Origin of the sequence: Pseudoalteromonas sp. P1-26 (genome assembly GCF_001401795.1) — a bacterium.
Taxonomy (GTDB): domain Bacteria; phylum Pseudomonadota; class Gammaproteobacteria; order Enterobacterales; family Alteromonadaceae; genus Pseudoalteromonas.
Window position 1 is genome coordinate 19090 of sequence record NZ_LKDX01000046.1, and the last position, 11840, is coordinate 30929.

Below are 11840 nucleotides of genomic sequence, written 5' to 3' on the forward strand. Positions count from 1 at the left end.
GAAAGTGTCAGAGCAAAATAGAACAACAATTTAATGTTGTACATCTTGGCTTAGATGCCAGTTAAGTCTGTTCTTACAAGAACAGGTCGGGTCAAAGATCAGCAAGCTGAGGAACCCCATGGCTTACTCTTATTCTGAAAAGAAACGTATCCGTAAGGATTTTGGTAAACGTCCACAAGTTTTGGATATACCTTTCTTACTGTCGACGCAGTTAGAATCGTTTAAAAAATTCTTAGTCCCTGACGCTGATGGCGATCACGGTTTGGAAGCTGCTTTCCGTTCTGTGTTTCCTATCAAAAGCTACTCGGGAAATTCTGAGCTTCAATACGTAAGTTATCGTATTGGTGAGCCAGTATTCGATGTAAAAGAATGTCAAATTCGCGGTGTGACTTATTCTGCTCCACTTCGCGTAAAATTGCGTCTTGTGGTGATGGACAAAGAAGCACCAGGCACAGTTAAAGACATTAAAGAGCAAGAAGTTTACATGGGCGAAATTCCGCTCATGACTGATACCGGTACCTTTGTTATCAATGGTACAGAGCGTGTTATCGTTTCTCAGCTACACCGTAGCCCTGGTGTATTCTTTGATAACGACCGCGGTAAAACTCACTCGTCAGGTAAAGTACTTTATAACGCGCGTGTAATTCCTTACCGTGGTTCATGGTTAGACTTCGAGTTTGATGCAAAAGATAACCTTTATGTACGTATTGACCGTCGTCGTAAATTACCGGCGTCAATCATCCTACGTGCACTTGAGTACTCAACGGATGAAATCCTAGAGATATTCTTCGATACAACTGCGTTTGAAGTTGCTGACGGTAAAGTTCTTATGGAACTTGTTCCTTCACGCTTACGTGGTGAAACTGCCGCTTTTGATATCAAAGGCGAAGACGGTGAAGTCCTTGTTGAAGCGGGTCGTCGTATTACTGCGCGTCACATCAAGAACATCGAGAAAAAAGGTATTAACCAATTAGAAGTACCGCATGAGTACATCATTGGTCGTGTTGTAGCTAGAAACTATGTTGATGAGTCAACTGGTGAGATCATCGCAAACGCGAATGACGAGCTATCACTTGAGCTAATGGCTGAATTGGTTAAAGCAGGTCACACTAAGATTGATACACTATATATCAACGAAGTGGACAGCGGCGCCTACATGTCAGATACATTACGTATCGACACAACAAGCAACCGTTTAGAAGCATTAGTAGAAATTTATCGCATGATGCGCCCAGGCGAGCCACCGACGAAAGACGCGGCTGAAGCCTTATTTGATAACTTGTTCTTCTCTGACGAGCGTTACGATTTATCAACAGTTGGTCGTATGAAGTTCAATAGCCGTGTAGGTTATGACTCAGATACTGGCCCTGGCACATTATCGAAAGAAGACATCGTAGCTGTTATGAAAGTGCTTATCGCTATTCGTAACGGTGTTGGCGATGTTGATGATATCGACCACTTAGGCAACCGTCGTATCCGTAGTGTTGGCGAAATGGCTGAGAACCAATTCCGCGTTGGTCTAGTACGTGTTGAGCGTGCTGTACGTGAGCGTTTAAGCTTAGGTGACCTTGACGCTGTAATGCCACAAGATCTTATTAACGCTAAGCCTATTTCGGCTGCGGTTAAAGAGTTCTTTGGTTCATCTCAGTTATCACAGTTCATGGACCAAAATAACCCGCTTTCAGAAGTAACGCACAAGCGTCGTATTTCTGCATTAGGCCCGGGTGGTTTAACACGTGAACGCGCTGGCTTCGAGGTTCGAGACGTTCACGTAACTCACTATGGTCGTGTATGTCCAATCGAAACGCCTGAGGGTCCAAACATCGGTCTAATTAACTCATTGTCTACGTACGCACGTACGAATGACTATGGTTTCTTAGAAACACCTTACCGTAAAGTGGTAAACGGTGTAGTTACTGATGAAGTAGATTACTTATCAGCCATTGAAGAAGGTCAGTTTGTTATCGCTCAGGCGAACTCAAACTTGAACGAAAACAATGAGTTTGTTGATGAACTAATTCCATGTCGTCACAAAGGTGAATCAACCTTTATGGGCAAAATGGATCAGCAATATATGGACGTATCACCACAACAGGTGATCTCTGTAGCGGCAGCACTTATCCCGTTCCTAGAACACGATGATGCTAACCGTGCATTGATGGGTTCAAACATGCAACGTCAAGCCGTACCAACACTTATCGCGGACAAACCGCTGGTAGGTACAGGTATCGAGCTTACACTAGCGAAAGATTCTGGTGTAACTATCGTTGCTAAGCGTGGTGGTGAAGTAATGTATGCGGATGCAAGCCGCATCGTCGTAAATGTACATGAAGATGAGCGTATTCCAGGTGAAGCGGGCATCGATATTTACAACCTTACTAAATACACTCGCTCAAACCAAAATACATGTATTAACCAAAAACCAACTTGTATGGTTGGTGAGCCGGTAACACGTGGTGACGTATTAGCAGATGGTCCTTCGACTGACTTAGGTGACTTAGCACTTGGTCAAAACCTTCGCGTGGCATTCATGCCATGGAACGGTTATAACTTCGAGGATTCAATCCTATTATCAGAGCGTGTAGTTCAAGAAGATCGTCTAACGACTATCCACATTCAAGAACTACAATGTATCGCACGTGATACTAAATTAGGTCCTGAAGAGATCACAGCAGATATCCCTAACGTAGGTGAGTCTGCACTAGGCAAGCTTGATGAATCAGGCGTTGTTTATATCGGTGCTGAAGTTAAAGGCGGCGATATCCTAGTAGGTAAAGTGACTCCGAAAGGCGAAACGCAATTAACACCAGAAGAAAAGCTACTACGTGCTATCTTCGGTGAGAAAGCGTCAGACGTTAAAGACAGCTCTTTACGCGTACCAAACTCTGTAACTGGTACTGTAATCGACGTACAAGTTTTCACCCGTGACGGTGTTGAAAAAGATAAGCGTGCGTTAGAAGTTGAAGACATGCAGCTTCGCGAAGCGAAGAAAGACTTCAACGAAGAGTTCCGTATCTTAGAAGCAGGTGTATTAGACCGTGCTCGTAAGTTACTTGTTGACGCAGGTCTGAACGCAGATTCAATTGCATCACTAAATGCTGAAAAGCTGCTTACTCAAAGCCTTGCTGAAGAAGATAAGCAAGCTGAACTTGAGCAACTAGCTGCCCAGTACGATGAGCTTAAAGCTGAATACGATAAGAAGTTTGAAAACAAACGTCGTAAGATCACTCAAGGTGATGACTTAGCACCAGGCGTACTTAAGATTGTTAAAGTATACCTAGCTGTTAAACGTCGTATCCAACCGGGTGATAAGATGGCGGGTCGTCACGGTAACAAAGGTGTTATCTCGACTATCGTACCAGTAGAAGATATGCCATACGATGACAAAGGTCGTACGGTAGACATCGTTCTGAACCCGCTAGGTGTACCATCACGTATGAACATCGGTCAGATCCTAGAAACACACATGGGTCTTGCTGCACGTGGTGTGGGTGAGCGCTTAGAAGAAATGATGAAAGAGCAGCGTGAACTGCACGAAATCCGTAGCTTCGTTAAGAAAGTTTACGAATTAGGTGATTGTCGTCAGAAAGTTGATATCGACTCGTTCTCTGATGATGAAGTTCGTCGCTTAGCTGATAACTTGAAAGGTGGTTTACCGATCGCAACTCCAGCCTTTGATGGTGCTCGTGAAAGCGAAATCAAAGACTTACTAGAGCTTGGTGGTTATCCAAGAAGCGGTCAAGTTACACTTTATGATGGCCGTACTGGCGATCAGTTCGAACGTCAAGTAACTGTTGGTTACATGTACATGCTGAAACTTAACCACTTGGTTGATGACAAGATGCACGCACGTTCAACTGGTTCTTACAGCCTTGTTACTCAGCAGCCGCTGGGTGGTAAAGCTCAGTTCGGTGGCCAGCGTTTCGGTGAGATGGAGGTGTGGGCACTAGAAGCTTACGGTGCTGCATATACTCTACAAGAAATGCTAACAGTGAAATCGGATGACGTGAACGGTCGCACTAAGATGTATAAGAACATCGTAGATGGTAACCATAAGATGGAACCAGGTATGCCAGAATCGTTCAACGTATTGTTGAAAGAAATCCGCTCACTGGGTATCAACATTGAGTTGGAAGAAAATTAAGCCATTTAGGTGCGGCGTAAGCCGCACCTGTTAGGCCGAATAGAATGTAGGGGCGATTGGTTCGCCCTCAAGATTAACCTCCGACAGGAGAGCTAAGGTGAAAGACTTACTTAAGTTTCTGAAGCAACAAAATAAGACCGAAGAATTCGATGCAATTCGCATTGGTCTTGCTTCGCCAGATATGGTTCGTTCATGGTCATACGGTGAAGTAAAGAAACCTGAGACAATCAACTACCGTACTTTCAAGCCTGAGCGCGACGGCTTATTCTGTGCCCGTATTTTCGGCCCAGTGAAAGATTATGAGTGTTTATGTGGTAAATATAAGCGCCTTAAGCACCGTGGTGTTATTTGTGAAAAGTGTGGCGTTGAAGTAACGCTTACTAAAGTGCGTCGTGACCGTATGGGTCACATTGAGCTTGCGAGCCCAGTTGCGCACATTTGGTTCTTAAAATCATTACCGTCACGTATCGGCTTAATGCTAGACATGACACTTCGTGACATCGAGCGCGTACTTTACTTCGAATCATTCGTAGTAACTGAGCCTGGTATGACAACGCTTGAGCGTGGTCAGCTTTTAGGTGAAGAAGAGTACCTAGATGCACTAGAAGAGCACGGTGATGAGTTTGAAGCGAAGATGGGTGCAGAAGCAGTATTAGACTTGCTTCGTGAACTTGATCTTGGCCAATTAATTGCTGAAATGCGTGAAGAGTTACCTACAATTAACTCTGAAACTAAGCGTAAGAAGATCACTAAACGTCTTAAATTAATGGAATCTTTCCACCAATCAGGTAACAACCCTGAGTGGATGATCATGACAGTACTTCCAGTACTTCCGCCTGATCTACGTCCATTAGTACCACTAGACGGTGGTCGTTTTGCGACTTCTGATCTGAATGACCTTTACCGTCGTGTTATTAACCGTAATAACCGTCTTAAGCGTCTATTAGATCTAGCAGCACCAGACATTATCGTACGCAACGAAAAACGTATGTTACAAGAAGCGGTAGATGCGCTACTTGATAACGGTCGTCGCGGTCGTGCGATCACAGGTTCTAACAAACGTCCTCTTAAATCGCTTGCTGATATGATCAAAGGTAAGCAAGGTCGTTTCCGTCAGAACTTACTTGGTAAACGTGTAGATTACTCTGGCCGTTCTGTAATCACAGTAGGTCCTACGCTTAAACTACACCAGTGTGGTCTTCCTAAGAAGATGGCACTTGAGCTATTCAAACCATTTATCTACGGCAAACTAGAGCGTCGCGGCATGGCTACGACTATCAAAGCAGCTAAGAAGATGGTTGAGCGTGAAGTGGCAGAAGTATGGGATGTATTAGACGAAGTAATTCGTGAACATCCAGTATTACTTAACCGTGCACCAACACTTCACCGTTTGGGTATCCAAGCGTTCGAACCTGTGCTTATCGAAGGTAAAGCGATCCATTTACACCCATTAGTTTGTGCGGCGTACAACGCTGACTTCGATGGTGACCAAATGGCGGTACACGTACCGTTAACGCTTGAAGCACAGTTAGAAGCACGTGCTCTAATGATGTCTACAAACAACATCCTATCTCCAGCGAATGGTGAGCCAATCATCGTTCCTTCACAGGACGTTGTATTAGGTCTTTACTACATGACTCGTGATCGCATCAATGCGAAAGGCGAAGGTACTGTATTTAAAGATCCTAAAGAAGCTGAAAAAGCATACCGCAGCGGTAATGCTGAGCTACATGCGCGCGTAAAAGTACGTATTAGCGAAACAGTTAACAATGAAGAAGGTGAAGCAGTTGAGCAAGTATCTATTGTTGAAACAACAGTAGGTCGTGCAATTCTTTCACTAATCCTACCTAAAGGCATGCCGTTTGAGTTAATCAACCAAGCCCTAGGTAAGAAACAAATTTCTGGCTTATTAAACGAGTGTTACCGTCGTCTAGGTCTTAAAGATACAGTTATCTTTGCTGACCAAGTAATGTACACAGGTTTCCACTACGCGATGAAGTCAGGTGTTTCAATCGGTATTGATGACTTAGTTATCCCACCGGTTAAAGCAGAAATCATTGAATCAGCGGAAGCTGAAGTAACTGAAATCAACCAACAATTCCAATCAGGTCTTGTAACGGCTGGTGAAAAGTACAACAAAGTTATCGATATCTGGTCACGTGTAAATGAAAACTTATCACGTGAGATGATGGCTAACTTATCAAAAGACACTGTAATCAACGCTAAAGGCGAAGAAGAAGAGCAATCTTCATTTAACTCAGTGTTTATGATGGCAGACTCAGGTGCACGTGGTAGCGCCGCTCAGATCCGTCAGTTAGCGGGTATGCGTGGTCTAATGGCACGTCCAGATGGTTCAATCATCGAGACACCAATCACGGCGAACTTCCGTGAAGGTCTAAACGTACTACAGTACTTCATCTCAACGCACGGTGCGCGTAAAGGTCTTGCCGATACAGCACTTAAAACAGCAAACTCGGGTTACTTAACGCGTCGTCTAGTAGACGTTGCACAAGACTTAGTAATCAACGAAGACGACTGTGGCACAGAAGATGGCTTAACAATGAAACCGCTTATCGAAGGTGGTGACGTTGTAGAAGCACTTCGTGAGCGTGTACTAGGTCGTGTTGTTGCTGAAGATGTATTAATTCCAAATACTAACGAAGTACTTGTTAAGCGTAACATCATGCTTGACGAAAAACTGTGTGACCTTTTAGAAGAGCACTCAGTGGATGAAGTACGCGTTCGTTCAGTAATCACTTGTGATAATGACTTTGGTGTATGTGCTAAGTGTTACGGTCGTGACCTTGCGCGTGGCCACATCATCAATCCAGGTGAGTCAGTAGGTGTTATCGCGGCACAATCAATCGGTGAGCCGGGTACACAGCTTACGATGCGTACCTTCCACATCGGTGGTGCGGCATCTCGAGCGTCTGCTGAAAACAGTGTACAAGTTAAAACTAACGGTACATTGAAGTTACACAATGCGAAGTACGTATTAAACACAGACGGTAAGATTGTTATCACGTCTCGTTCAACAGAGATCACTATCATCGATAGCTTTGGTCGTGAGAAAGAGCGTTATAAAGTACCTTACGGTGCGGTGTTAGCAGTACAAGATAATGCAGAAGTTCAAGGTAACGACATCGTTGCTACTTGGGACCCGCATAGTCACCCAATCGTTCTTGAGCACAAGTCAAAAATCTCGTTCAGCGACATTGATGACTCAAATACCGAAGCACAAACAGACGAGTTAACTGGTTTAACACGTGTGGTTGTTAAAGACTTAGGTAAAGCGAATGCGAAAGAACCTAAACTAATCATCGAAAGCGATGAGCGTGGTCTGCAAGAAACACGTCTTCCTTCATTCACAACGATTGAAGTAACAGACGGCGCAACTGCAAACCCAGGTGACGTACTTGCACGTATTCCGCAAGAAGGTTCGAAGACTCGTGATATCACGGGTGGTCTACCTCGCGTAGCTGACTTATTCGAAGCACGTAAGCCGAAAGATCCTGCAATCCTTGCAGAAATCACAGGTACTATCAGCTTCGGTAAAGAAACAAAAGGTAAGAAGCGTCTTGTAATCACTCCAGCTGAGGGTGACGCATACGAAGAGATGATCCCTAAATGGCGTCAACTTAACGTGTTCGAAGGTGAGCAAGTGTCTAAAGGTGAGGTTATCGCCGATGGTCCTGAGTCACCACATGACATCTTACGCCTACGTGGTGTAACTCATGTAGCTAACTACATCGTTAACGAAGTGCAAGAGGTTTACCGCTTGCAAGGCGTTAAGATCAATGACAAGCACATTGAGACAATTATTCGTCAGATGCTACGTAAATGTATCATCCTTGACGGCGGTGACACTGAGTTCTTAGCCGGTGAACAAGTTGAAGTAGCACGCGTTAATATTTCTAACCGTGAACTTGAGAAACAAGGCAAGATCCCAGCGAAGTTTGAAATCCAGTTAATGGGTATCACTAAAGCGTCACTTGCAACAGAATCTTTCATTTCTGCAGCATCGTTCCAGGAGACAACTCGTGTCCTAACTGAAGCCGCTGTAAATGGTAAGAGCGATGAGCTTCGTGGTCTGAAAGAAAACGTAATCGTGGGTCGTCTGATCCCAGCTGGTACAGGCTTTGCGTATCACCAAGACCGTTTAAACCGTCGCAAGCAAGGTGAAATCGTTGAAGAGCAAACAGTAAGCGCTGAAGAGGCAACTCAAGCACTAACTGACGCACTAAACGCAGATATCTCTGGAAACCAATAATCTCAACTTAATCAATAGATTAAGAAATCGTAAGGCAGTTATCTTCTGCCTTACGATGAGTTAAGGTTGACAGGTTAAACTTTGCTCATTAAAATTCCGCCACCCATTTGCCTGCACGTTTTGTAACGAGCATGTAAACAGGGCGGATTTTTTATTTTTTCAGTAGTAATTTTAATTTCAGGAGCTATTTAAATGGCAACTATTAACCAGCTAGTGCGTAAGCCACGTCGTAGCAAAGTTACTAAAAGTAACTCAGCTGCACTTAAAGCTTGTCCGCAAAAGCGTGGTGTATGTACTCGTGTATATACAACTACACCTAAGAAACCAAACTCTGCATTACGTAAAGTAGCGCGTGTTCGTTTAACTAACGGTTTCGAAGTAACATCTTACATTGGTGGTGAAGGCCACAACTTACAAGAGCACAGTGTAATCCTAATCCGTGGTGGTCGTGTTAAAGACTTACCAGGTGTGCGTTTCCACACTGTACGTGGTGCACTTGACTGTGCAGGCGTTAGCGACCGTCGTCAAGCTCGTTCTAAATACGGTGCTAAACGCCCTAAGGGCTAATGGTTCTCCGTTAGTAAGGCCAAGCACTAAATTTTTAAATTAATTGTTTTGGGTATTGACTCTAAAAGAGCAAACCTGAAGATACCGGAGATACAAAATGCCTAGAAGACGCGTAATAGGTCAACGTAAAATTCTTCCAGATCCTAAGTTCGGATCGGAACTTCTTGCTAAATTCGTTAACGTAGTAATGTTAGACGGCAAGAAATCTACTGCTGAAAAAATCGTTTATGGTGCGTTAGACGTGGCTGCTGAGAAATCAGGCAAGTCGCACCTTGAAATCTTTGAAGCTGCACTTGAAAACGTTCGCCCACAGGTAGAGGTTAAATCTCGCCGTGTTGGTGGTTCAACGTACCAAGTACCAGTTGAAGTACGTCCAGTACGTCGCAACGCATTAGGTATGCGTTGGTTAGTAGACGCTGCACGTAAGCGTGGCGAAAAATCTATGGGCTTACGTTTAGCTCAAGAAATCGTTGACGCTGCTGACAACAAAGGCACTGCGGTTAAGAAACGTGAAGACGTTCACCGTATGGCTGAAGCGAATAAAGCATTCGCTCATTACCGTTGGTAATCTGCCCTTAACCTTTAAGAGGATCATATGGCACGTACAACTCCACTTGAGCGCTATCGCAATATCGGTATTTGCGCTCACGTAGATGCAGGTAAAACCACCACAACAGAACGTGTTCTGTTCTACACGGGTCTTTCTCATAAGATCGGTGAAGTACATGATGGTGCTGCAACTATGGATTGGATGGAGCAGGAACAAGAGCGTGGTATCACAATCACTTCTGCTGCAACAACGTGTTTCTGGAAAGGGATGGACGCTCAATTTGACGACCATCGCATCAATATCATTGATACGCCAGGACACGTAGATTTCACTATCGAAGTAGAGCGTTCTTTACGCGTACTAGATGGTGCGGTAGTTGTTCTTTGTGCTTCATCTGGTGTACAGCCGCAAACTGAGACAGTTTGGCGTCAAGCGAACAAATACGAAGTTCCTCGCATGATCTTCGTAAACAAAATGGATCGCACTGGCGCTGACTTCTTAACAGTTGTGGACCAGGTGAAATCTCGTCTTGGAGCAACGCCTGTTCCAATTCAGCTACCAATTGGTGCTGAAGACGACTTTAAAGGTGTTATTGACCTTATTAAGATGAAAGCCATTAACTGGAATGCCGAAGATCAAGGCATGACTTTCACTTATGAGGACATTCCGGCAGAGCTTCTGGAGCTTGCAGAAGAATGGCGTTCTCACATGGTTGAGAGCGCTGCTGAAGCATCAGAAGAACTAATGGACAAATATCTAGAAGGTGAAGACCTGACCGAAGCTGAAATTAAAGCAGCTTTACGTCAGCGCACATTAGCAAACGAAATTGTTCCAATGACGTGTGGTAGTGCATTTAAGAATAAGGGTGTTCAAGCTGTGCTTGATGCTGTTATCGAATATATGCCTGCGCCAACACAAGTGAAACAAATCCAAGGTATCGTTGAAGATGGTACTGAGGAAGAACGTCCTGCTGATGACAACGCACCGTTTGCCGCACTTGCTTTTAAGATTGCGACAGACCCGTTCGTTGGCACCTTGACCTTCTTCCGTGTTTACTCTGGTACTGTTAAACAGGGTGATGCGGTATATAATCCAGTTAAAAGTAAGCGTGAGCGACTTGGTCGTATCGTTCAGATGCATTCAAACTCACGTGAAGAGATCAAAGTAGTCTACGCAGGCGACATCGCAGCGGCTATTGGTCTTAAAGACGTAACAACAGGTGAGACACTGTGTGATCCGAACTCAATTATTACGCTTGAGCGTATGGAGTTCCCAGAGCCAGTTATCTCTGTTGCGGTTGAGCCTCGCACAGTAGCTGACCAAGATAAGATGGGTATCGCGTTAGGTAAACTAGCGGCAGAAGATCCATCTTTCAGAGTACAAACTGACGAAGAATCAGGCCAGACTATTATTTCTGGCATGGGTGAACTTCACCTTGATATCATTGTCGACCGTATGAAACGTGAATTCAGTGTTGAATGTAACGTTGGTAAGCCGCAGGTAGCATACCGTGAAGCTATCCGTTCAGCTGTTGAAGTTGAAGGGAAGTTCGTACGTCAATCAGGTGGTCGTGGTCAATATGGTCACGTCTGGCTTAAACTTGAACCGATGGATATTTCGGATGATGAAGCGCCAACTTACGAGTTCGTTAACGAAATCGTTGGTGGTGCTGTTCCTAAAGAATACATCCCTGCGGTAGACAAAGGCATCCAAGAGCAAATGTCTCAAGGTGTGCTTGCTGGCTACCCATTACTTGGCGTTAAAGCGACTTTATATGATGGTTCATTCCATGATGTAGACTCGAATGAAATGGCATTTAAGATTGCAGGTTCAATGGCGATGAAGAAAGGTGCGCTTGAAGCAAACCCAGCTCTTCTAGAACCAGTAATGAAGGTTGAAGTTATCACTCCTGAAGAAAACATGGGTGATGTAGTTGGTGACTTAAACCGTCGCCGCGGCATGATCGAAGGCATGGAAGAAGCATTCGGTGGTCTTAAGCAAATTAATGCGCAAGTACCACTTTCTGAAATGTTTGGTTATGCAACTGATCTGCGATCTGCAACACAAGGCCGTGCATCTTACTCTATGGAGTTTTTGAAGTATGCAGAAGCCGCTAAAAACGTTGCAGATGCAATAATTGCAGCTCGCGCTGTTATATGATTTAGCTTGTCTGGCCCAATAGTGGGTCAGGCGTTAATTTCTTTATAGGAATTTTTTAAGATGGCAAAAGAAAAGTTTGAACGCGTAAAACCGCACGTAAACGTTGGTACAATCGGCCACGTTGACCACGGTAAAACAACTCTAACAGC

The 11840-nt window shown here is 44.4% G+C and carries 6 protein-coding genes; all 6 read left to right on the plus strand.

Features of this window, described 5'->3' with window-relative positions; genetic code table 11:
- Positions 1–118: 118 nt before the first annotated feature.
- Complete coding sequence (gene rpoB / locus AN394_RS17620; RefSeq protein ID WP_055022150.1) at positions 119–4144, plus strand: DNA-directed RNA polymerase subunit beta; 4026 nt, start codon at positions 119–121, stop codon at positions 4142–4144.
- Positions 4145–4241: 97 nt separating this feature from the next.
- A complete protein-coding gene (gene rpoC, locus AN394_RS17625) occupies positions 4242–8414 on the plus strand; it encodes a DNA-directed RNA polymerase subunit beta' (RefSeq protein WP_054564000.1) in 4173 nt (1390 codons plus the stop codon).
- Between the two features lie 192 nt (positions 8415–8606).
- Positions 8607–8981: a 30S ribosomal protein S12 gene (gene rpsL, locus AN394_RS17630; protein WP_002958885.1), complete on the plus strand. Its 375-nt coding sequence runs from the start codon at positions 8607–8609 to the stop codon at positions 8979–8981.
- Positions 8982–9078: 97 nt separating this feature from the next.
- The gene (gene rpsG, locus AN394_RS17635; RefSeq protein ID WP_054554834.1) at positions 9079–9549 is read left to right on the plus strand and encodes a 30S ribosomal protein S7; all 471 of its coding nucleotides are present in this window, start codon (positions 9079–9081) and stop codon (positions 9547–9549) included.
- A 27-nt stretch (positions 9550–9576) separates the two neighbouring features.
- Positions 9577–11691 carry an elongation factor G gene (gene fusA / locus AN394_RS17640; RefSeq protein ID WP_054563999.1) on the plus strand — a complete coding sequence of 705 codons (2115 nt, stop codon included), beginning with the start codon at positions 9577–9579 and terminating at the stop codon, positions 11689–11691.
- A 60-nt stretch (positions 11692–11751) separates the two neighbouring features.
- Positions 11752–11840 (plus strand): GTP-binding protein (locus AN394_RS17645; protein WP_233997923.1); only part of this gene is annotated, 89 nt, incomplete at its 3' end.

What these genes read in the sequence shown, in the direction of transcription:
- rpoB (WP_055022150.1), top strand. Translation starts at nt 119, where the DNA reads ATGGCTTACTCTTATTCTGAAAAGAAACGTATCCGTAAGGATTTTGGT.
- rpsL (WP_002958885.1), top strand. Translation starts at nt 8,607, where the DNA reads ATGGCAACTATTAACCAGCTAGTGCGTAAGCCACGTCGTAGCAAAGTT.
- rpsG (WP_054554834.1), top strand. Translation starts at nt 9,079, where the DNA reads ATGCCTAGAAGACGCGTAATAGGTCAACGTAAAATTCTTCCAGATCCT.
- fusA (WP_054563999.1), top strand. Translation starts at nt 9,577, where the DNA reads ATGGCACGTACAACTCCACTTGAGCGCTATCGCAATATCGGTATTTGC.